The organism is Moritella sp. 28 (assembly GCF_018219435.1).
In the GTDB taxonomy this organism is placed as follows: domain Bacteria; phylum Pseudomonadota; class Gammaproteobacteria; order Enterobacterales; family Moritellaceae; genus Moritella.
The window spans coordinates 2157926-2180330 of sequence record NZ_CP056121.1 but is presented as its reverse complement, the minus strand read 5'-3'; the positions used below and the strand labels follow the sequence as shown (position 1 = coordinate 2180330).

Below are 22405 nucleotides of genomic sequence, written 5' to 3'. Positions count from 1 at the left end.
CCATTAACTCTAGTTTTAAAAGCGAAATACTATGCCAGTAGCTCTAGAATTTCAAATGATTATTGGATTTCAAATGAAAAGTACTTCAGTCGCCTCGCTATAACCTCGATTGGTCATCGTTATGGCACACTTTTTAGGCTATTAGCTAAACACTGAACAAATATAAATTTAATGAAATATATGGCACAGATTATTTACACAACTTGACATACAAACCCGAAAAACAACGACACCACCACTAAATGAGTAGTAACTACCTAGATTAACACCCTGTCACGATTTATTTACAAACGCCAAAACAAGTAACCAAATTACATATGCCTATCCACATGTATTATTTATTTCATTCTAAAGATATATTTATGTGATCCCCGTCACACATAAAATAATCGAAAGAAAATAAAATCGACACGATTTTCGCTCGAACGAACTTCAAACCCTATAAAATGGTTATTTAAAACCATCAACACGTTGAAACTCGAGGTTATAAATGTTTGGTATTTTCAAACCGAAAGAGCACATTGCTCGTTTACCCGCAGACCAAGTTGACTCCACCTATAAATATTTAAGATGGCAGTTATTCTTTGGTATTTTCTTTGGCTATGCAGGCTACTACCTAGTTCGTAAAAACTTCAGTTTGGCCATGCCATACCTGATTGAACAAGGCTTTAGCCGTGGTGATCTGGGTGTTGCTTTATCTGCAGTCTCTATTTCTTATGGACTATCTAAATTCCTGATGGGTAGTGTCTCTGACCGCTCTAACCCACGCTATTTCTTAACCGCTGGCTTATTAATGTCAGCTGCCGTTATGTTTACTTTTGGCTACATGCCTTGGGCAACCGGCAGTATTACTGCGATGTTCGTTTTACTATTTTTAAATGGTTGGTTCCAAGGCATGGGCTGGCCAGCTTGTGGCAGAACCATGGTTCACTGGTGGTCTAAAAAAGAACGTGGTGAATTAGTCTCGGTTTGGAACGTTGCGCATAACGTCGGTGGCGGCTTAATCGGCCCTATGTTCTTACTTGGCTTATGGGCATTTAATGACGATTGGCATACCGCATTTTATGTACCAGCTTTCTTTGCTGTACTCGTCGCAGTCTTTGTCTGGCTCACTGTGCGTGATACTCCGCAATCTTGTGGGTTACCACCAATCGAAGAATATAAAGATGATTATCCAGATGATTACAGCACAGATCATGAACAAGAAATGACGGCAAAAGAGATTTTCTTAAAATATGTTCTTAATAATAAACTGTTATGGTCTATCGCAGTTGCTAACGCCTTTGTTTATATGATCCGTTACGGTGTTTTAGATTGGGCACCTGTGTACCTGAAAGAAGCAAAAGGTTTCACTGTAGATGGCTCTTCTTGGGCTTATTTTTTGTATGAATGGGCGGGTATTCCAGGCACCCTACTTTGTGGTTGGATTTCAGATAAATTATTTAAAGGACGTCGTGCACCAGCAGGAATACTATTTATGGCGCTAGTGACGATTGCTGTACTTGTTTACTGGTTTAACCCGCCAGGGAACCCAGCCATCGATATGGCGGCATTAATTGCGATTGGATTCCTGATTTACGGCCCGGTTATGTTAATTGGTCTATACGCACTTGAGCTTGCACCTAAAAAAGCGGCAGGCACAGCAGCGGGTCTAACAGGTCTATTCGGCTACCTAGGCGGCGCAGTTGCTGCCAATGCAGTACTTGGCTATACAGTCGACCATTTTGGTTGGGATGGTGGCTTCATGGTTCTCGTCGCCTCTTGCTTAGCTTCTATCATTTGTTTAAGTTACGCTTATTTTGGTGAAAAGCGTTTTCACGCTAACAAAACTGGTGATACTGCGGTTGCATAAGTAAAAAGTATTAATTGATAGCTTAGAGGCTGCAATCGTTGTAGCCTCTTTTTATTGCATTAGGGCTAGCTAAATATTTGCGGCATTTAAATAACACGCTTGTTGTTGTTTATCCATTGCTTTGAGTACATTTCGACGAGAAATGATCCCCACGAGTAAGCCTTCATCGTCAATCACAGGATAAACTTTAGGCTTGGCTTCTAGCATTTGCTGCGCGAGTTCAATAATACTGTCCGTCACCCGAACTGTGAGCACATCCTTTCTCATCAAGTCTTCAACTATCGCGACCTCTTCACAGTAATAACTCGATTCCAGTAACGATGCTAAGCAATCCTGTTCAGAAATCCAGCCAATGAGCGTATCACTATCATTCACCACAGGCGCTCCAATATGAGTAGATCTTAGTAATCTATCAACTGCCGTTGCCACAGGCATATCTGCAGTCAATTTAACTGGCCGTAACTGCATATAGTCAGATACCTTTAAAGAATTCATTCCCTCACTCCTTTAATCATTGATCTATTTAAAATAATACATGGTTACTACATCTTCTAAGCATAGGTTATATGGTTATTTCTACAATCATGACCTTAATATTGTAGAAATAACTTTATTTACCACGTTGAAAAACTAAAAAGTCGAAATATTAAACATATTATAAAAAACAAATAACCCCGCCAATGGCAAATATAGCAATGCATAAAACTATATATTTCAAATTAAACAGATTTATACTCCAATAAAAGTCAATAATGACAAACAATAACAAATTGGATATTTATAATTCCAACTATTTATGAAATTATGTTCTTGAAGAAGGTCACACAATTGTCATAGTATCAAGACATAAGAAAGTATAAATATCTCGCTTGATGGGAAGGGAAGCAAAGCAATGAAAAAGACAATGTATGAAAAAATTTGGGATTCACACTTAGTTCACGAACCAGAGAATGGAACCCCGCTACTCTACATCGATCGTCACTTGATGCATGAAGTAACAAGTCCACAAGCATTTGAAGGCTTAAAAGTACAAAAACGTAAGATCCGTAATCGTCATAGTATTCTAGCGACAATGGATCACTGTGTACCAACCGTTGACCGTCATCTACCAATTAAAGATCCAATTGCAGCAAAGCAAATTGATACGATGGCAAACAACTGTAGTGAACACGACCTCCTTATTTACGATATGCAAAACGTTAATAATGGTGTTATTCATATTGTTGTACCTGAACATGGTTTTATCCACCCAGGAATGACTGCTGTTTGTGGTGATTCACATACTGCAACACATGGTGCATTTGGTGCGTTAGCCTTCGGTATAGGTACGTCCGAAGTTGAGCATGTAATGGCCACTCAGACGCTACAACAGAAAAAATCTAAAACTATGCTAGTAAGTGTAGAAGGTACACTATCGAAGTATTCAACAGCCAAAGATATCGCGCTTGCTGTTATCGGTAAAATAGGTACTGCAGGTGGTACTGGCCATGTAATCGAGTTCGCAGGTTCTGCAATTCGAGACCTTACAATGGAAGGTCGCATGACCTTGTGTAACATGGCAATTGAAGGCGGCGCACGTGCAGGCCTTATCGCACCAGATGAAACAACATATGATTATCTGGAAGGTAAAGAGTTTGCACCACAAGGGGATCACTGGGCTGCAGCACTTGCATACTGGAAATCACTACCAAGTGATGATGGCGCTGAATTTGACACTGTTATCGAACTTAAAGCTGAAGACATTGCACCACAAGTTACTTGGGGTACGTCTCCAGAACAAGTAGCCGCAGTAAACTCAACGGTTCCTTCACCAAGTGATTTTAGTGATGAAATTAAAGCTTCGGCATGTAAAGGCGCCCTTGCCTACATGGACATTGAAGCCGGTGCAGCAATCACTGATATTAATATTGATCTTGTGTTCGTTGGTTCTTGTACTAACGGTCGTATTGAAGATTTCCGTGCTATTGCTGAATTAACCGTCGGTAAAAAGGTAAGCGCTTCAGTACAAGCAATTGCAGTTCCAGGTTCATACCTTGTTAAAGAACAAGCTGAAAAAGAAGGTCTAGATAAGATCTTAGTTGATGCAGGTTGGGAATGGCGTGAACCAGGTTGCTCTATGTGTCTAGCAATGAATGGTGACCAACTAAGCGAAGGTCAACGTAGTGCGTCTACGTCAAACCGTAACTTTGAAGGTCGTCAAGGTAAAGGTGGTCGTACACACCTTGTATCTCCAGCAATGGCTGCAGCAGCGGCAATTGAAGGCCACTTTGTTGACATCCGTAACTGGGCATAAGCTTTAGCACATTAGTGATCAAGGAATTAAAATGAAAGCATATAAAAATCATACTAGTGTTGCTGCATTAATGAATCGTAGTAACGTAGATACAGACCAAATCATTCCAAAACAGTTCTTGAAAAAAGTAGAACGTACCGGCTTTGGTATACACTTATTTCATGACTGGCGTTTTCTTGACGATGGTTCAGAAAACCCTGAGTTTGAATTAAACAAACCAGCATTTAAAGGTGCTAAGATTTTAGTTGCTGGCGACAATTTCGGTTGTGGTTCATCACGTGAACATGCACCCTGGGCAATTGAAGACTTTGGTTTCAATACCATCATTTCAACTAGCTATGCAGATATTTTCTACTCTAACTGCTTTAAAAACGGTATTTTACCAATTCGTGTAAACAAAGATGTTCTCGCCGCATTAATGGCTGAAATTGATGCTAACGAAGGTGTCGAGTTTACTGTTGATCTTCCAGCACAAACTGTGACAACACCCGGTGGTATTGTTATTAATATTGAGGTTGATCCATTTCGTAAGCAAAGCCTTATCGAAGGCGCTGATGATATCTCATGGACATTAAAACATGAAGCTAAAATCTCTGAATTCGAAGCTAGAAATAAGCAACAGTTTCCATGGTTATGGACTGAAGCAAGCTAACTTTTAGTATTGCTCTATTATAAAGCAAACTAAGAGACGGTTTAAAAGCGGATAGTCATCTTCTATCCGCTCTTTCCCTACAATTTGAAGCAGGTAGCAAATATGGAAATCATGCGCCCTCAAGTCCAATTAATGGACACAACTCTTCGTGATGGAGAACAAACCCAAGGGGTCTCCTTCACCCCCGACGAAAAAGTTAGTATTGCCAAAGCCCTACTCCAATCTCTTAATGTTGACCGAATTGAAGTCGCATCTGCGCGCGTTTCTCTTGGCGAAAAACATGCCGTATCCTCATTAATGCAATGGGCAGAACAAGAACAAGTGGCAGGGCGAATCGAAATACTGGGTTTTGTCGATCATACCAAAAGCGTTGACTGGATAACGTCCAGCGGTGCCAAAGTGATCAACTTACTCACAAAGGGCAGTGAAAAACACTGCACCGAGCAACTCCGTAAAACCCCTACGCAACATATTGAAGATGTCAGAGAAACTATTCACTACGCAATAGAGCAAGGGTTAGCGGTTAATATTTACCTTGAAGACTGGTCTAATGGTTACAGTGACAATCCTGATTATGTTTACAACATGATCAATGCACTTGTAGATTTACCAATCCAACATTACATGCTGCCAGATACACTCGGTGTAATGTCTCCAGATGAAGTGTATGTCAGTCTGTCTGATATGATTGGGCGTTATCCGCAACAGAAATTTGATTTTCATCCACATAATGATTACGGTTTAGCCACAGCAAATGCGCTCGCTGCAGCAAAAGTCGGCATTAGCGCTATTCATTGCACTGTAAACTGTTTAGGTGAACGCGCTGGTAATGCTTCACTTGCAGAAGTTGCAGTGGTCCTTAAAGATAAACTCGGTATCGAATCATCAATCAATGAACAACGCATCCATCAGATAAGCCAAATGATTGAAAATTTCTCGGGTAAAATAACGCCAGCAAATGCGCCTATTATTGGCGCAGACGTATTTACTCAGACTAGTGGTATTCATGCCGATGGCGATAATAAAGGTGGCTTATATCAAACGGTGTTAGGCCCTGAACGGTTTAAGCGTACCCGAACCTATGCGCTCGGAAAAATGAGCGGTAAAGCATCGATAGAAAAAAATCTTGAAGAGTTAAGTATAGACTTAAGCCCCGAGCAAAAGACTAAATTGCTCGAGCGTATTGTCACTTTAGGTGATCAAAAAGCAATTATAACACCTGAAGATTTACCCTTTATTATTGCGGATTTACTGGAAAGTAAAGATTACTCGCATATTGAACTGCTCAACTGTTCGATTACATCTGGACTCAATGTTGATTCCACCGCAAGTATCCGTATTCGCATCGGCGATGAGATATACAAATCAGCGGGATCCGGTAATGGTGGCTTTGATGCGTTTAGTATGGCAATTCAAGCCATCATGCACAAAGTTGGATTTGATTATCCAAATTTAGAAAACTATCAAGTACGTATTCCACCAGGCGGTAAAACCAGTGCATTAACAGAAAGCTTTATTACTTGGCAGCAGGGCGATCGAAGTTTCCGAACCCGTGGTGTTAGCTCTAACCAAGTATTCGCTGGTGTGCAAGCAACAATGCGTATGTTAAATAAATTGCTACATGAAACGATAACAGCATAGCACTTCCCCAAACAGGTTTACTTTAAACCCCCTTAACGTAAACCTGTCACTAAAATAATGCCCCCCTTTATAGCAAGGTCACCATTATAGCGATGTCACAATTCGTGAATATCAATTCTAAATAATATTTAATCACATCTTGATTAGACTATACTTTGTTTATATATTGTTATATCAATAAATAATAATACAAAATTCCGCAAAACAACTCTTACATCTCCTCATTCACTAATAAACGCACGATTACCTTTTAAAAAATATATTGCAGCCATAATAAAAAATTAATAAAACGCTTATAAAACCGCAATTTAATTGCGCAATTTTAAAATCAAAGTCTAAATTTAGATTAGAAGTGAGAAATACTTCAGACTTGTAGATGCTAATGTTTGCGGATGCAAGTAATTACATTTTGGGGGTAACTATGAGTATTTTTGAACATTACCAGCAAAGATATGAAGAAAGTCGTGAAGAAGAGTATACCATTCAAGAATTCTTGAATTTATGCCGTGACGACAGAACTGTATATGCATCTGCAGCTGAAAGATTACTAAACGCAATTGGTGAGCCTGAAATGGTTGATACCGCAACCGACTCTCGCCTAAGCCGATTATTTTCCAATCGTGTTGTAGCACGTTATCCAGCCTTTGAAGATTTTTATGGTATGGAAGATGCCATCGAGCAAATTGTCGCCTATTTAAAACATTCTGCTCAGGGCTTAGAAGAAAAAAAACAAATTCTGTATCTACTTGGCCCAGTGGGCGGTGGTAAATCATCACTCGCCGAAAAATTAAAAGACTTAATGCAGAATTTACCAATTTATCGCATTAAAGGATCTCCCGTTAACGATCACCCCTTTAGCTTGTTTGACGTGAATGAAGATGCCAGTATTCTGCGTAACGAATACGGTATCCCAACCCGCTGCCTTGGTCATGTAATGTCACCTTGGGCCGCTAAACGTTTGAAAGAATTTGGCGGTGATATAAGCCAGTTTAAAGTAGAAAAAGTGCGCCCATCTATACTCCATCAAATTGCCATTGCTAAAACTGAACCCGGTGATGAAAACAATCAAGATATTTCCTCGTTAGTCGGTAAAGTTGATATTCGTCAGTTAGAACATTTTTCACAAGATGACCCCGATGCATACAGCTACTCAGGTGCACTTTGTAAAGCGAACCAAGGAATGATGGAATTTGTCGAGATGTTCAAAGCTCCCATCAAAGTGCTACATCCTCTACTCACTGCAACGCAAGAAGGTAACTACAACAGTACCGAAGGACTATCAGCCCTGCCTTTCGAAGGTATTATCCTTGCTCACTCCAATGAGTCTGAGTGGCAAACATTCCGTAATAACAAAAACAACGAAGCCTTCTTAGACCGTGTCTATATTGTTAAAGTACCTTACTGTTTACGCGTGAGTGAAGAACAATCTATATACCGTAAACTATTAGAAAACAGTGCGCTATATAATGCAAAATGCGCACCGGGTACACTTGATGCGCTGTCTCAATTCACCGTTTTATCGCGCCTTAAAGATCCTGAAAATTCATCAATCTACTCCAAAATGCGTGTTTACGACGGCGAAACGTTAAAAGATACCGATCCAAAAGCAAAGTCATATCAAGAGTATCGTGATTATGCAGGCGTCGACGAAGGTATGTCAGGCCTATCAACCCGTTTTGCTTATAAAATTTTATCAAAAGTATTCAACTTTGATCATGCGGAGGTTGCAGCAAACCCAGTTCATCTTTTTTATGTATTAGAACAACAAATTGAACGAGAGCAGTTCCCTCAAGATATTGCGGACCGATATTTAGAATTTTTAAAAGGTTATTTAATTCCCAAATATGTGGAATTTATTGGCAAAGAAATCCAAACAGCTTACTTAGAATCTTATTCTGAATATGGCCAAAACATATTCGACCGTTATGTAACTTATGCTGACTTCTGGATCCAAGATCAAGAATACCGAGATCCTGAGACCGGCCAGCTATTTGACCGTGAAGCATTAAATAATGATCTAGAGAAAATAGAAAAACCAGCAGGTATCAGCAACCCTAAAGACTTCCGTAATGAAATAGTTAACTTTGTACTCCGTGCCAGAGCCAATAACAGTGGTAAAAATCCGTCTTGGGTTAGCTATGAGAAACTCCGTACTGTAATCGAAAAGAAAATGTTCTCCAATACAGAAGAGTTGTTACCCGTTATCTCATTTAACGGTAAAACATCCACAGACGAACAGCAAAAGCATGACAACTTTGTTGACCGCATGATGGAGAAAGGCTACACCAAGAAACAAGTTAGACTATTGTCAGAATGGTATTTGCGCGTACGTAAATCATCATAACTGTATTCTTTAGGGGGATGAGATGGCACATTTTATTGATCGCAGATTAAACGGAAAAAATAAAAGTACCGTTAATCGACAACGCTTTATGCGTCGTTATAACTCACAAATAAAAAAGGCGGTATCTGATGCTGTAAACAATCGTAGTATTCAGGATATTACATCTGGAGAAAGTGTCAGCATTCCAACTCGTGACATCTCGGAGCCAACTTTTCACCAAGGTAAAGGCGGCAAACGTACAGTTGTTCACCCTGGTAACGACCAATTCATTACTGGTGATAAAATTAACCGTCCACCACCAAGAGGCGGTTCAGGTTCTGGAGGAGGAGAAGCCAGCGATAGTGGTGAAGGTAATGATGATTTTAATTTTAAAATTTCAAAAGACGAATACCTTGATCTTTTATTTGAAGATTTAGAGTTACCAAATTTACAAGAAAATCAGTTTAACAGTATCGTTGAAATGAAAACCCGCCGTGCAGGTTATACTTCACATGGTAACCCCGGCAATATTTCGATTATTAAATCATTACAAAATTCATTGGCGAGGCGTACTGCATTATCCGCTGGCAAAAAAAGACAAGTAAAAACGCTGCAACAGCAAGTTGATGAATTAACGAATCAGGACGAAATTGAAGGCCAATTTGTTCACGAATTAAAAAAAGAAATTGCGGAATTGAAAGAACGGATCAGTAAAGTGCCGTTCATCGACACTTTTGACTTACGCTATAACAATTTTGAACAATATGCAGTACCAAATAGCCAAGCCGTCATGTTTTGCCTAATGGATGTCTCAGGCTCGATGGATCAGCCAACTAAAGACATGGCTAAACGTTTCTATATCTTACTGTACCTGTTCTTAACACGTACTTATAAAACGATTGAAGTAGTTTACATCCGTCATCATACCCAAGCAAAAGAAGTCGACGAACATGAATTTTTTTATTCACAAGAGACGGGTGGCACAATTGTATCGTCCGCTTTAAAACTAATGGATAAGATTGTGACCGATAAGTATCCCGCGAATGAATGGAACATTTACGCTGCACAAGCTTCTGATGGTGATAACTGGGCTGATGACTCACCACTATGCCGTAAGCTATTGCTAGATAAAATTATGCCAAAAGTCCGTTATTTCAGCTATATCGAAATTACCAATCGTGCCCATCAGACTTTATGGCGAGAATATGAAAAAGTAGCAAAAGAATACTCACAGTTTGCCTTACAGCATATTCGCCAACTGGAGGATATTTACCCTGTATTCCGAGAACTATTTAAAAAACAAGCCGCTTAGGGAGAGTCTATATGTTAAGAGATGAAGTGAAGCAGCTCAACGATGGCCCCGATTGGAATTTTCCACTACTAGAAGAGTATCATATCGAAATTAAACGTATTGCAGAATACTACCGACTTGATACTTACCCCAATCAAATTGAAGTCATCACAGCAGAGCAAATGATGGATGCTTACTCTTCTGTAGGGATGCCTATTGGTTATAATCACTGGAGTTTTGGTAAGAAATTTATTCAAACAGAACAAAGCTATAAACGTGGTCAAATGGGGTTAGCATATGAAATTGTTATCAACTCTAATCCGTGCATTGCTTACTTAATGGAAGAAAACACCATTCCAATGCAAGCATTAGTTATTGCACACGCCAGCTATGGACATAACTCTTTCTTTAAAAACAATTACTTATTTAAATCATGGACAGATGCAGATTCAATCATTGATTACCTACTATTTTCCAAGAATTATATTGCTGAATGTGAACAAAAATACGGTATCGATGCTGTCGAAAATATTGTCGATTCATGTCATGCATTAATGAATTATGGCGTTGATCGTTATAAACGCCCAAGTGAACCATCACTCAGTGAAGAAAAACGACGCCAACAAGAACGCACAGATTATTTACAAACTCAAGTCAATGAATTATGGCGTACCCTCCCCCAATACAACCAAAAATCAGAGCCTGTTGAACCAAATTACCCAGTAGAACCCCAAGAAAACATTCTCTATTTTGTAGAAAAAAATGCGCCACTGTTACAATCTTGGCAGCGCGAAATAATTCGTATCGTTCGCAAAATCAGTCAATATTTTTATCCACAAAAACAAACTCAAGTCATGAATGAAGGTTGGGCAACATTCTGGCATTATACCATCACTAACCACATGTATGACGAGGGATTGGTGTCGGATAAATTCATGTTAGAAATCTTACATAATCATACTAACGTCATTGCACAACCGGCTTATAATAGTCCGTATTATTCAGGAATGAATCCTTATGCATTAGGATTTGCCATGTTTACAGATATTCGACGAATTTGCGAAAACCCGACCGAAGAAGATAAAGCTTGGTTCCCTGATATTGCGGGTAGTGATTGGTTAGAAACCTTGCATTTTGCAATGCGAAATTTTAAAGATGAAAGCTTCATTAGCCAGTATTTGTCACCTAAAGTAATGCGTGACATGCACTTTTTTTCAATCGAAGATAACGAAAACAGTAAATATATTGAAGTATCTGCGATTCATAATGAAGAAGGGTATCAACAATTGCGAAATAAGCTATCAGCCCAGTATAATCTCAGTAATAACGAGCCTAATATTCAGGTATTTAATGTCGATAAAAAAGGGGACCGTTCTTTAACACTACGCTATGTGCCTCACCAAGAGATACCACTAGACGCGAAATCAGCACAAGAAGTAATAAAACACCTTCATCGATTATGGGGCTTTGATGTTCGGTTAGAACAAGTTCAAGCTAATGGCAATGTGGAGATTATCAGCCAAAGTTCCCCCCCTAAGCTATAAACTGTCCCGCGGATATAAAAAAACCAGTCAATGACTGGTTTTTTTAGAAGATTATTGCGTAATCATTATTTAATACGTTGTTCAAAAGCGACGCAAATATCATCCCATGTTTCATCACGGTACTGCTGCCAAAGTAGGCCTGAGTTCATACCATAGTTACGGATAACATTTAAACTCTCATCCGCTTGATTATTTTGGGCTATCTCTTTCAATTCTCTGTAGAAATTTCGTGCTAATACACGAGCTTCGGGATAATCAAAATAAATTTTACCCAAAATACGGTACATATTATCAAAACCATTCAGGATCAAAGCATAAACTAAATTACCTGATAAAAAGGCCAATTTATGTAGCATACTATAATCATACGCAGTAAAGGCTTCTTTATCATCAGCAAGTTCTTCGGCTTCATTTAGAATTTCTACAACACGTTCAGGATCGCGTTTGATCGCAGCTCGAATAAAAATAACACTAATATTAGTACGGGCAGATAATAAATCACTCACCAATTCAGGTAAACGCTCAGGGTCCAATCGCACTAAATCTTCTAAGATAGACAGGCTCGACGTTTCCCAAAAATTATTAACCTGAGTTGGTTTCCCATGACGGATAGTCAGCCAACCGTCACGCGCTAAACGTTGTAATACCTCACGTAGCGTAGTACGAGTAACACCAATAAGCTCAGAAAGTTCTCTTTCTGCTGGAAGAATTGAACCTGGAGGGAAGCGATTTTTCCAGATCGATTCAATCAGATACTCTTCGGCAAATCCAGCTGGGCTTTTCGCCTTAATAATACCGTCATTCTGACGCTTTTTCTTCGTTGTTTTACTATCAGTAATATCCATTTAACTTCTCATTTGGAAATATAACAGGTTGTGTCCATTAGAATCTTAGCATCCTGATGCAAGTCCGACCAGATTTTAATTAGATACTATCACTAGAATAATTATTTTCCGATTTAAATAGTAAAATAAATTTAATTGCTATAACAATAATCTGTATCAATAAAAAGTATGGCGCACCACACGGAATACGCTTAGAATATCCCCGTTTTTAAATCCCTTAAACTTAATCTTAATAAAATATTGGACAAGCCCTCATGGACATAAGCCTTAGTACGGCGGCAAAATTAAACTTCTTAGGTAATTCACCTCAGTGGTATAAAATTGCAATCATTGCATTCCTCATTATTAACCCGATTGTTTTTTCAATTGACCCGTTTATTGCTGGTTGGTTATTAGTTATCGAATTTATTTTTACTTTAGCAATGGCCCTAAAATGCTATCCTCTTCAACCCGGTGGCTTGCTTGCTATTGAAGCGGTTGCCATTGGCATGACATCTTCCGAACAAGTCCAGCACGAACTTGTGAGTAATATCGAAGTATTATTATTATTAATCTTCATGGTTGCTGGTATCTATTTCATGAAGTCATTATTGTTATATGTCTTCACTAAGCTATTGATTAACATTAAGTCTAAAGCATTGCTGGCTTTATCATTTTCAGTTGTTTCAGCTTTTCTTTCTGCATTCTTAGATGCACTAACTGTAATTGCAGTTGTGATCAGTGTCGCGATTGGCTTCTATAGTATTTATCACAAAGTAGCATCAGGCCGTGACTTTAAACATGACCATGATCATACCGACGATGCAAATGTGAATGAGCTCAAACGTCAAGATCTTGATGAATATCGCGCTTTCTTACGTAGCCTTATGATGCATGCAGGTGTTGGTACTGCACTTGGTGGTGTATGTACTATGGTAGGCGAACCACAAAACCTAATTATCGCTGAACAAGCAGGTTGGGATTTTATTGAATTTGCATTACGTATGGCTCCCGTAACGGTTCCTGTATTCTTTTTTGGTCTATTGACTTGTGTTCTGGTCGAGAAATTAAAAATATGTGGTTACGGTGCTGAATTACCAGCAGCAGTACGTACTATTTTGGTTGATTTTGATAAACATGAAGATGCAAACCGCAGCCAACGTGAACGTGTAAAACTTTATACGCAAGCGGCTATTGGTGTTTGGTTAATCATAGGCCTAGCAATGCATTTAGCTGCTGTAGGCCTCATTGGTTTATCTGTCATCATTCTTGCTACTGCATTTAACGGGATCACTGAAGAGCATGCTTTAGGTAAAGCATTTGAAGAGGCATTGCCTTTTACTGCATTACTTGCGGTATTCTTTACGATTGTTGCTGTAATTATTGATCAACAGCTGTTCATTCCATTGATTAATTCGGTTCTAGCTGCAGACCCACATCAACAGCTACCACTATTTTACTTAGCGAATGGTATCTTGTCGATGGTGAGTGATAACGTATTTGTTGGTACTGTTTATATTACCGAAGTAAAAGCTGCTCTGGTAAACGGCACTATCACACGAGATCAGTTCGACCTACTTGCTGTCGCAATTAACACAGGTACAAACCTACCTTCCGTTGCAACGCCAAATGGACAAGCTGCATTCTTATTCTTATTAACGTCTGCAGTAGCGCCACTGTTACGCTTATCGTATGGCCGTATGGTTATCATGGCATTACCATATACGATTGTGATGACGTTAGTTGGTCTTGGTGCCATTATCTACTTATTAGAACCAGCAACAGCAACGATGCTTGATATGGGGTTAATTACCGCCCATGTAGAATCTGCAGCTGAAGCGGTTAAATCAGCTGCCCACTAGTCTAGCTAAAACATAAAAAAACGCCGCTATTAGCGGCGTTTTTTATACAAGTAATCACTTTACATAAGCATTTATTTTTACACATTTTTACACTCTGCATCTCATATCTAGCGCCACAATATGTTATAAAAGTAGATAGTTATTAAATTCATTTGAGACAATATATGTACCAGTTTATTTCTAACCTACCAAAACAACGCCTTCCTTGGGTTTTACTCGCTCTAACAGGTTTGGGGTTAGAAGCATCAGCCCTCTTCTTCCAATACGTGATGGAATTAAGCCCTTGTGTATTATGCGTATATGAACGTGTAGCAATAATAGGCATTATTATTGCGGGCTTAGTGGGTGCGATAGCCCCTGCGAATCCAGTGATACGCTTAAGCGGTTTTACATTATGGTTTGTCAGCGCGGGTTACAGTTTAAGCCTCGCAATTGAGCATACCGACATTCAACTGAACCCTTCGCCATTTTCAACGTGTGACTTCTTCCCTAATTTCCCGACTTGGGCACCGCTCCATGAATGGGCTCCTGGGTTGTTTAACCCAACCGGTTTTTGTGATGAAATTAACTGGCAGTTCTTATCGTTTACAATGCCACAGTGGTTAATTGTAGCCTCTTCTATTTACTTAGCTGTTGCAGTTATCGTTTTAAGTTGCCATATTACAGGGCTGATTAAGTCAGCGAAATAACAAGGAATTGATAATGAGTAAACCAGAATTAACTCAAATTCAACAAGATCAGTTGGACGCGAAAGTATTACAACGTTTATTAGCGCATTTAGATGATAACAAACAAGTTCAAAATATTGATTTAATGATCTTGGCTGATTTTTGCCGAAACTGTTTAGGTAAATGGTACAAATCTGCTGCAGATGAACTGGAACTAGACGTGACAGATGAACAAGCGAGAGAACGCATCTACGGTATGACTTATGCTGAATGGAAAGAAAATCACCAGCTTCCAGCAACTGAAGAACAACTTACAGCATTCAATTCGAAACCAAAAAAATAACGCTAATTAATTTAATAATAAAAAGGGAGAGTGAACTTGACGTTTACTCTCCCTTTTTCACAAACCCATTAACCGTATTGGCAAAGGTACGCAGTTTCTTGCGCTACTTTAACTTGAAACTGACTGTCGCTAGGTACATTAAACTGTTCTCCAGCATTGAATGTTTGCCACTCAGATTGTCCAGGGAGTAACACCGTTAACGCACCAGTAATCACAACCATCACTTCCGCTAAGGCTGTACCAAACTCATACTCACCGACAGCCATCACGCCAACACTGGCTTCTTTATCCGCTTCTTTAAACCCAATAGAAGCAACTTGACCATCAAAGTACTGATTTATCTTAAACATTTAAAATCCTTTTATACGATTAACTAATCTTTTAGAGCTCAGAATAACCGAAAAAATGTCTAATTAACAGCATCCCCTATTGCTAAGGTAAGTAGTGCAAAGGTAAATACTTCATATCAATTAAAAATTATAATAACCAGTCAATTGGATCATGTTGTCATCGTTATAACTTTTATTCGCATAGTCATCATCATTGATATTAAACCACCAACCTTCAACGCCAACAGAAAGTGCTTTCGTCACATTCACTTTTGCCTGAACAAAACCATTCTGAGAGCCAAAGTCAAAATCATAATTATGGCCCATAAGTAATTCGCTATTGTTTAAACCATTCAAAGTAACTCTTACACCCGCGAATATGTCATTTTGAAAACTATTATCAAGTGCTTTTTCACCATGTTGATCCCAGCTATATTCACTCAGTAAGTTAACACCAATATTTTTAGTTTGTAGTAAACTAAACTCCGCACCTAGTACCGCAGCACGCGTAGATTTACCTTCAACGATCTTATATAGCACTTCACCTTTTAAAATAATCTGGTTCAGATCAGCTTTAATATCTATTGATATCTGGTCAACTAAATTCACATACCAAATTGGTTCGCCCACCGCTGAATTTCGCAATTCGGGGGTACGTGTATGTCCGCCAAAATAACTCACACCAACATCAATATTGTTGACACTTTTACTGTAGCGTAATGCAACATCTGGGTGATACTCTTCGCCCCAACCCGCATATTCATAGCGATAATCATTCTCGAAACTAAAACGAGCGCCAAGTGTAGGTAAGGCTGGTTCTCGGTAACCCACCAGCAGCATGGCTTCCAGTAACGCACCTTTTAGGTCTATACCCAGCCTAAGCATAGGCTGACCTAGCTTATCCTCTCCATTTGGTGATTCGAGGTAATCCGTTTGATTCACAATATCAACTAAATGGTGGTTTTCCATCACCCCCCAATGAACTTGATCAAAACCAATAGATGCTTCCCACTTTTGAGTGACAAGCGCAGCTTTAAACTCTCTCAAATCAATATGTGAACGTTCATCATCACGTTCATCAATACGAACAAAGGGATGTACTGTATATACCATATTGTTTTTTTTAGATGACGCTTCTATATGCGGGGATAAAGCCGCTGATATTTGATGATAAACAGGATAAGGGTAATCATTCACTGGATATGTCGGTTGTTCAGGACTATCTAGGAAAATACGCTGCTCCAAGCTCGCACTACCCTTTACTTTTATTTCAGCATTCACATTTGTCATAACGCTCGACGTTACGAGGCCGAAGGTGATTAAACCACAGCATTTTATTAATGATTTCAATTTCATTCCCCATCAAAGAAACCAGTAACTAGGGCGAAGTAATAAACAACGGTCCTTGTTGTCTCATTAGTATGTCTTTGTATGTTGATTCGAAGCAATTTTTTTAGCCAAAACCATACCTAATAAGTATCAAATACTAGAACCAAGTAATGAAAACGCATTAGATTCACACCAATCAAGCATTAAATTTACTCGTAACTCACAATGCTGGTATAATTAATGCTTAACCTATATTTATTCACATTTTCAATCAATAACGACATAAGAATGACAATAATGACAATAAGGAAAACACATGCGTTTTAAGTTATGCAGCATTATTTTACTGACTTTAAGCCAAGTTAACCCAAGCTTTGCAAGCGGCTGGTTATTTGGTATGCATAATGACGTGATCTCAAATGAAGATGGTAATTACACCAATGCTGTTTTCATCAATTATACAACTGAAGAACCCGCATTAAATAACCGCTTCTGGCAAGCGTTAACGCCGTTTGATCCAAACCCACTGAAATATGCCGTTAATTACCAAATTGGACAACAGATGTGGACACCGAGTGATATTTCGGCGACGACACCACAACCAGATGAACGCCCATACGCAGGGCTATTATTTGGTGAAGCTAGCGTATTAGGCTATAGCGCCGTCAGCTCTTACCGACTCTCTTTGCTACTGGGAACAGTCGGAGAACAGTCAAAAGCAGGTGATACACAAACCAAGGTTCATGAATGGATTGGTGCAACGCCACCACAAGGCTGGAAATATCAAATTGAAGATGAAGTCGTATACCAACTCACAGTAGAGGCGGATCAACTTGTCGGCCGCCCACAAATGCTTATTGGTGAATCAGATTTGTCAGTTTATCAACGCTTAGCTGTAGGTAATTTTCAAAGTGAAGTCGCACTTGGTTCGACAGTACGATGGGGACCAGATTTAGGCGCTAACTATAATAACCTAAGCCTACACCCTCAGCGGCTACAAGGCATGCTACTGGCACCAAACAGCTCAGGTATTATGCTTTATGCAACGGCCGAAGTTCGTTATCGTTTCAACGATATTACGATTGAAGGTTATACACCTGATGAAGTACCGGACATTACGTTAAATAACGTACAAGTAACAGTTGCCGGAGGTTTACTTGCTTATTACCACAATATCGGCATCAAATTTAGTGTCGTGGCAATGAGTCCTGACTATGAAGAAGACGCACATAAAGAATACGTAGTCGGTAGCCTGGGATTATTCTGGCAATTTTAGTAGAATCTCCTCACAAAGTGGTCGAAATATGCCCGTTTCTTAAAATAGCTAAAAGTAGTTATCTGTTACTAATTAGCCGTGTTAGTATTCCGGTAAATTAGTCACTTTTCTGCTTTAAGATACGTTATGCATGATTCTTCATTAACATATACACGCCGCCCTAAAGGCACACTTGCCATATGCAGCCTGTATGCCTTTACTGGCGCAGCCATCACTGCGTCAGTAATATTCTCACTGCTACTCTTTTTATCTATTCACGATAAATTACTCATGCAGATTTTATTCGGCAGTTTGGCCGTCATTTTCGAACTCGGTAAATTTTTTGCTTGGTATGAATTTGGTGAGCGTATTGCTCGCAAAGCATTTCATGCCGCATTTATCGCACTTGGATTCTATTGTATCCTTGCCATTATTTCGATAGGTGGCAGTATTGGCGGCATTAACAGTGCAACCAATGTGGCACAACAGTATGTTGATCAACGCGATAACAGAGTAAATGCAATTACTCTGCAAATTTCCGCGATCGACGATGAAATTGCACTTAATAATAAAGCTGCAGATAAATACCTAGAGCTACAAATGATTTCGCTTGGTGTCTCTCGGATCCAGAAAGAAAATCAAGTTCTACGTGAAAAGCAAACACAGCTTAGAATTGAGCGTGATAGCGTTCCGGTCTCTGAAAAAGGGTCTGTTATCAGTTTGATCGCAAGCCTTGCAAAAATTCTGAATACGACAACAGAAGATGCACAATCATGGTTAGTCATATTCTTATCGGTATTACTTGATATTTTTGCAGCTTTCTTTGTTGGTTTAATAGGTGAGGAACTGCGTTTCCGCCATTCAATTAGCCGTAAAAAAGAACAAGAGAAAGCAGATAAAGCTGAGCACTTACGTCTTTTAGCAACGCAAAGCTATATTGAAATTGAAGCGCCACCTCAATTAGAAGATCAGTCCTTATTAATTGAAAAACAAATGTCAGTCAGGTCTTCTGCCATCTTACAAGCTGCGCAAGAACAAGATTTAAAATGCTCGAAAAAATACATTGCAGACATACTACAACTCAGCATAGAAGAAATCGATCACGCTTTCGAAGAGTTTCTATCGTTTGGTATTGTTGAGAGAAAACGGAATAACCATTTACGTTGGATAAGACAAGCTGACGTAGCTTAACGCCTCGACTCTTTTCGATATAAAACCAACACAGTGATAGCAACTGCTGCTGTGTTGGTTTTATTTTTAATCAAACATATACTTCAAGATCAACACTTCCCGCCATATTGACCTGTTATTAAAAAGCTTAAGTAATATGAATCTCGACAGGGTTGCTAAAGGCTGTATTAATATTTTTATCCTTGATAACATAGTACTATATAGAAGCGTACCTCCCTGTTATCGACTTATGAGTTAGTCCGAATGATAAAACAACAATTACATATTGCCCTCGTTGAAGATGAAATCAATATCGCAGAAAATTATCGTGATGCGTTGCAACGTATTGGCTATCGGGTTTCACTTTTTTATAACCGCCAAGACGCACTCGCTGCTTTTACCGTTGCGTTACCTGATATGGCGATTATCGATGTCGGTTTACAAGATGAATACGAAGGCGGTTTTGACCTCTGCCGTACATTACGACAATTATCAGAGACGCTTCCAATTATTTTTTTAACCGCGCGCAGCAGCGAGTTAGATGAGATCTCAGCATTACGCCTTGGTGCTGATGATTATTTAACAAAAGACGTCAGTATTCATCAAGTATTAGCGCGCGTTTCTGCATTATTTCGTCGTATTCAAGCACTGAAAAAGCCACAATCCGCAGATGAACAAGTACTCAGTAGAGGTTCATTACGCATCAATATTGAACGTATTGAAACTTACTGGCAAGAGCAGCCTGTGATACTCACTTTAACCGAATTTTGGATTGTGCACACACTTGCTAAGCACCCTGGCCAAGTTAAAAACCGAGACCAGCTCATGGATGCTGCACATGTGGTATTAGATAACAATACGATCACAACGCACATCAAACGTATACGTAAGAAATTTAGCCACATCGATAGCGAATTCAACGCCATAAAAACAGCTTATGGTATGGGTTATCGATGGGTCATGGAGTGATAATTCACTTTAGTCTAAAAACTCAACTGCTACTTGTTGCCAGCTTAATGCTATTACTACCATGGGCGGGCTGCCAAAGCGTGAGTGTTTTAGAAACGAGTTTACGTCAAAGTCATAGTCAGTTACTTGATGTAAAAATGACCGCCGCCGCACAGCAAATAGAACGTAAACTTAATCAATCACAATACCCTAACCTTAATACCAACCAAGGCAACTATTACGCCCCGCTCACTGACAGTAAAATGTTATTAGATGGGTTTGATGGAGAAGAAAGTGATTGGGAAAATATAACCACACCTTGGTTTCAACTTAATACCTATAATTATGTAGCTGGGCTATCAACAGAAGCCAAACCATCCACAACAGTTAAATTTAAATTAGCTGCAAATGATAAATTACTCTACATCTTAATTCAGACCTCCGCTCTAACACCGCATTATTTTAACCCTATGCAACCAAAAAAAATCGCAGACCAGCTCAATATTCGCAGTATCAATAATACCGGGCTTATTTCACGTTGGCAGATCAATCCGCAAGGCTCTGGCCGGGTAGAAATGCATAATATGAGTAAAACGATGAAAACAAGTCGAGATGCAGGTACATGGTTATGGCGAGATGGTCATTATAATATTGAAATCGCAATACCGATTAACCTAGCAAGCAATGCGATTGGGTTTGATCTCGTGCTTAATGACCAACAACAAAATCAACACTTTAAATCGAAACCAGCGACAACGTACGAGCGTAGTTTAGTCCGTGAACAGTGGGCATTAAATCAGCAACTCGCTAACTATATACAACCGGGTCTCAGTTTATACCTACTCAATAGTCAATATTGGTTGGTTGGCCAACTAAATGCAGAGCAAGTAACAGACGATAGTTTAGAAAATGACGATATCCAAGAAGAACCATCTTGGTTAATGCACACCATCTACAATAAGTTGTTCACTTCAGATTCCTTACCTTATTGGCGAGAACCAACTAGTCTAGGCCGCTGGAGATCACCACAGCAATTAGAACAAACAGCTTGGTATCAAGACTCACCGATTAATAAGCAACTTAATAGTAAAGTGATTATCGTTAATGGCCAACAATTCTATGTTGTTGCAGTACAAGATTCACGACAAAGTTTACTCTCTGCCAGCGACGCGTTAAACCAGTTATTGATATTACTGTTTACTATCATCGCCGTTATTGTGACTGGCTTATTTGCATTTGCCTCGTCTTTGTCTTGGCGTATTGTTCAAATGAAGAAACACTACCGCGCAGCAATCGATAGCGACGGTAAAATAATGGCAGTGCCAGCCGCCAGTCGCCTCCCTGATGAATTGGGCGATTTATCCCGAGTGATGCAACAACTGACTATTAATCAAGGTAAGTACACTGACTATCTGGCCACATTGGCAGATAAGCTTTCTCACGAATTGAAAACACCTGTTGCCGTTATTCGAACATCACTCGAAAATATGGAACTATCAAATTTAGATCCAGAAGCAACGAAATATCTCACTCGCGCAATGCAAGGTACTAATCGCTTAAGCCAGACATTAAATGCCCTAAGTGAAGCGAATAGGTTGGAACAAAGTTTAGAATATGCGCAATGGCAAATCGTCCCATTAGACGATATGTTAGAAGAGTTAACGGAAGCTTATCGACAGGTTTATAACAGTTATCAGTTTCAATTAAAGTATGATAATAACCTTGAGTATGCTATCAATTTGGCACCAGAACTCATCGTACAATTACTTGATAAACTCATCAGCAATGCCGTTGACTTCTCGCCAGTCAATGACGCCATTGTATTTACCCTAACCAAACAAGATAAACAACTAAAATTAACGATTGAAAATCAAGGTCCACATTTTAGTAGCGATAATATCTCGCAGCTATTTGATTCTATGGTATCCATACGCCAACAATCTGAGACACCACATCTAGGTTTGGGTTTACATATTGTCAAGCTAATTAGCGACTTCCATCACGGCAACATAAATGCGAAAAACTTATCGGGTGATAAAGGCGTTATATTTGAGCTATTATTACCTATAGAAAACAAATAA

At 39.3% G+C, this 22405-nt stretch carries 18 protein-coding genes; 14 read left to right on the top strand and 4 right to left on the bottom strand.

Annotated elements, in window-relative coordinates:
- The first annotated feature begins 490 nt into the window (after positions 1–490).
- Positions 491–1852 (top strand): glycerol-3-phosphate transporter, encoded by a 1362-nt coding sequence (glpT, locus tag HWV02_RS09750; protein ID WP_211679472.1) that lies wholly within the window; start codon positions 491–493, stop codon positions 1850–1852.
- A 69-nt stretch (positions 1853–1921) separates the two neighbouring features.
- On the opposite strand, the gene HWV02_RS09745 is transcribed toward glpT, so the two are convergent.
- Positions 1922–2347 (bottom strand): CBS domain-containing protein, encoded by a 426-nt coding sequence (locus tag HWV02_RS09745; RefSeq protein WP_211679471.1) that lies wholly within the window; start codon positions 2345–2347, stop codon positions 1922–1924.
- Between the two features lie 397 nt (positions 2348–2744).
- On the opposite strand from HWV02_RS09745, the gene leuC reads away from it, so the two are divergent.
- From leuC to HWV02_RS09715, 6 genes are all read left to right on the top strand, one after another.
- Positions 2745–4145: a 3-isopropylmalate dehydratase large subunit gene (gene leuC / locus HWV02_RS09740; protein WP_211690341.1), complete on the top strand. Its 1401-nt coding sequence runs from the start codon at positions 2745–2747 to the stop codon at positions 4143–4145.
- 31 nt (positions 4146–4176) lie between these two features.
- Positions 4177–4797 (top strand): 3-isopropylmalate dehydratase small subunit, encoded by a 621-nt coding sequence (gene leuD / locus HWV02_RS09735; protein ID WP_211679469.1) that lies wholly within the window; start codon positions 4177–4179, stop codon positions 4795–4797.
- Between the two features lie 111 nt (positions 4798–4908).
- Positions 4909–6438 carry an alpha-isopropylmalate synthase regulatory domain-containing protein gene (locus tag HWV02_RS09730; protein WP_255550640.1) on the top strand — a complete coding sequence of 510 codons (1530 nt, stop codon included), beginning with the start codon at positions 4909–4911 and terminating at the stop codon, positions 6436–6438.
- A gap of 421 nt (positions 6439–6859) precedes the next feature.
- Positions 6860–8782 (top strand): PrkA family serine protein kinase, encoded by a 1923-nt coding sequence (locus tag HWV02_RS09725; protein WP_211675139.1) that lies wholly within the window; start codon positions 6860–6862, stop codon positions 8780–8782.
- A 22-nt stretch (positions 8783–8804) separates the two neighbouring features.
- Complete coding sequence (locus HWV02_RS09720) at positions 8805–10073, top strand: YeaH/YhbH family protein (protein WP_211690339.1); 1269 nt, start codon at positions 8805–8807, stop codon at positions 10071–10073.
- Positions 10074–10084: 11 nt separating this feature from the next.
- Entirely contained in the window at positions 10085–11596 is a 1512-nt protein-coding gene (locus HWV02_RS09715; RefSeq protein WP_211679466.1) for a SpoVR family protein, read from the top strand.
- Positions 11597–11661: 65 nt separating this feature from the next.
- Here the strand turns inward: HWV02_RS09715 and fadR are convergent, their stop codons facing one another.
- On the bottom strand, positions 11662–12441 hold the full coding sequence (gene fadR, locus HWV02_RS09710) for a fatty acid metabolism transcriptional regulator FadR (RefSeq protein WP_211679465.1): 780 nt from the start codon (positions 12439–12441) through the stop codon (positions 11662–11664).
- Between the two features lie 254 nt (positions 12442–12695).
- On the opposite strand from fadR, the gene nhaB reads away from it, so the two are divergent.
- The 3 genes from nhaB (at position 12696) to HWV02_RS09695 (ending at position 15293) form a co-directional block, all read left to right on the top strand.
- Complete coding sequence (nhaB, locus tag HWV02_RS09705) at positions 12696–14282, top strand: sodium/proton antiporter NhaB (RefSeq protein WP_211679464.1); 1587 nt, start codon at positions 12696–12698, stop codon at positions 14280–14282.
- Positions 14283–14446: 164 nt separating this feature from the next.
- Positions 14447–14971, top strand: a complete 525-nt coding sequence (gene dsbB, locus HWV02_RS09700) for a disulfide bond formation protein DsbB (RefSeq protein ID WP_211679463.1) — start codon at positions 14447–14449, stop codon at positions 14969–14971.
- A gap of 13 nt (positions 14972–14984) precedes the next feature.
- On the top strand, positions 14985–15293 hold the full coding sequence (locus HWV02_RS09695) for a DUF1244 domain-containing protein (RefSeq protein ID WP_211679462.1): 309 nt from the start codon (positions 14985–14987) through the stop codon (positions 15291–15293).
- Between the two features lie 68 nt (positions 15294–15361).
- Here the strand turns inward: HWV02_RS09695 and HWV02_RS09690 are convergent, their stop codons facing one another.
- Together HWV02_RS09690 and HWV02_RS09685 are read right to left on the bottom strand one after the other, a co-directional pair.
- Positions 15362–15643, bottom strand: a complete 282-nt coding sequence (locus HWV02_RS09690; protein WP_211679461.1) for a pyrimidine/purine nucleoside phosphorylase — start codon at positions 15641–15643, stop codon at positions 15362–15364.
- A 120-nt stretch (positions 15644–15763) separates the two neighbouring features.
- Positions 15764–16978: a hypothetical protein gene (locus tag HWV02_RS09685; RefSeq protein ID WP_255547142.1), complete on the bottom strand. Its 1215-nt coding sequence runs from the start codon at positions 16976–16978 to the stop codon at positions 15764–15766.
- A gap of 289 nt (positions 16979–17267) precedes the next feature.
- Here HWV02_RS09685 and HWV02_RS09680 point away from each other — a divergent pair, with 289 nt between their 5' ends.
- From HWV02_RS09680 to HWV02_RS09665, 4 genes are all read left to right on the top strand, one after another.
- Positions 17268–18227, top strand: coding sequence for a lipid A deacylase LpxR family protein (locus HWV02_RS09680; protein ID WP_211679460.1), 960 nt, complete (start codon positions 17268–17270; stop codon positions 18225–18227).
- A gap of 126 nt (positions 18228–18353) precedes the next feature.
- A complete protein-coding gene (locus HWV02_RS09675; protein WP_211679459.1) occupies positions 18354–19397 on the top strand; it encodes a Preprotein translocase subunit SecY in 1044 nt (347 codons plus the stop codon).
- Positions 19398–19640: 243 nt separating this feature from the next.
- Complete coding sequence (pdsR, locus tag HWV02_RS09670) at positions 19641–20345, top strand: proteobacterial dedicated sortase system response regulator (protein ID WP_211690338.1); 705 nt, start codon at positions 19641–19643, stop codon at positions 20343–20345.
- Positions 20342–22405 (top strand): ATP-binding protein, encoded by a 2064-nt coding sequence (locus tag HWV02_RS09665; RefSeq protein ID WP_211679458.1) that lies wholly within the window; start codon positions 20342–20344, stop codon positions 22403–22405. Before pdsR ends, HWV02_RS09665 begins: the two co-directional genes overlap by 4 nt.

Excerpts from the sequence above, each read along its gene's own strand:
- glpT (WP_211679472.1), top strand. The coding sequence starts at position 491 with ATGTTTGGTATTTTCAAACCGAAAGAGCACATTGCTCGTTTACCCGCA.
- HWV02_RS09745 (WP_211679471.1), bottom strand. The coding sequence starts at position 2,347 with ATGAATTCTTTAAAGGTATCTGACTATATGCAGTTACGGCCAGTTAAA.
- leuC (WP_211690341.1), top strand. The coding sequence starts at position 2,745 with ATGAAAAAGACAATGTATGAAAAAATTTGGGATTCACACTTAGTTCAC.
- leuD (WP_211679469.1), top strand. The coding sequence starts at position 4,177 with ATGAAAGCATATAAAAATCATACTAGTGTTGCTGCATTAATGAATCGT.
- HWV02_RS09730 (WP_255550640.1), top strand. The coding sequence starts at position 4,909 with ATGCGCCCTCAAGTCCAATTAATGGACACAACTCTTCGTGATGGAGAA.
- HWV02_RS09725 (WP_211675139.1), top strand. The coding sequence starts at position 6,860 with ATGAGTATTTTTGAACATTACCAGCAAAGATATGAAGAAAGTCGTGAA.
- HWV02_RS09720 (WP_211690339.1), top strand. The coding sequence starts at position 8,805 with ATGGCACATTTTATTGATCGCAGATTAAACGGAAAAAATAAAAGTACC.
- HWV02_RS09715 (WP_211679466.1), top strand. The coding sequence starts at position 10,085 with ATGTTAAGAGATGAAGTGAAGCAGCTCAACGATGGCCCCGATTGGAAT.
- fadR (WP_211679465.1), bottom strand. The coding sequence starts at position 12,441 with ATGGATATTACTGATAGTAAAACAACGAAGAAAAAGCGTCAGAATGAC.
- nhaB (WP_211679464.1), top strand. The coding sequence starts at position 12,696 with ATGGACATAAGCCTTAGTACGGCGGCAAAATTAAACTTCTTAGGTAAT.
- dsbB (WP_211679463.1), top strand. The coding sequence starts at position 14,447 with ATGTACCAGTTTATTTCTAACCTACCAAAACAACGCCTTCCTTGGGTT.
- HWV02_RS09695 (WP_211679462.1), top strand. The coding sequence starts at position 14,985 with ATGAGTAAACCAGAATTAACTCAAATTCAACAAGATCAGTTGGACGCG.
- HWV02_RS09690 (WP_211679461.1), bottom strand. The coding sequence starts at position 15,643 with ATGTTTAAGATAAATCAGTACTTTGATGGTCAAGTTGCTTCTATTGGG.
- HWV02_RS09685 (WP_255547142.1), bottom strand. The coding sequence starts at position 16,978 with ATGAAATTGAAATCATTAATAAAATGCTGTGGTTTAATCACCTTCGGC.
- HWV02_RS09680 (WP_211679460.1), top strand. The coding sequence starts at position 17,268 with ATGCGTTTTAAGTTATGCAGCATTATTTTACTGACTTTAAGCCAAGTT.
- HWV02_RS09675 (WP_211679459.1), top strand. The coding sequence starts at position 18,354 with ATGCATGATTCTTCATTAACATATACACGCCGCCCTAAAGGCACACTT.
- pdsR (WP_211690338.1), top strand. The coding sequence starts at position 19,641 with ATGATAAAACAACAATTACATATTGCCCTCGTTGAAGATGAAATCAAT.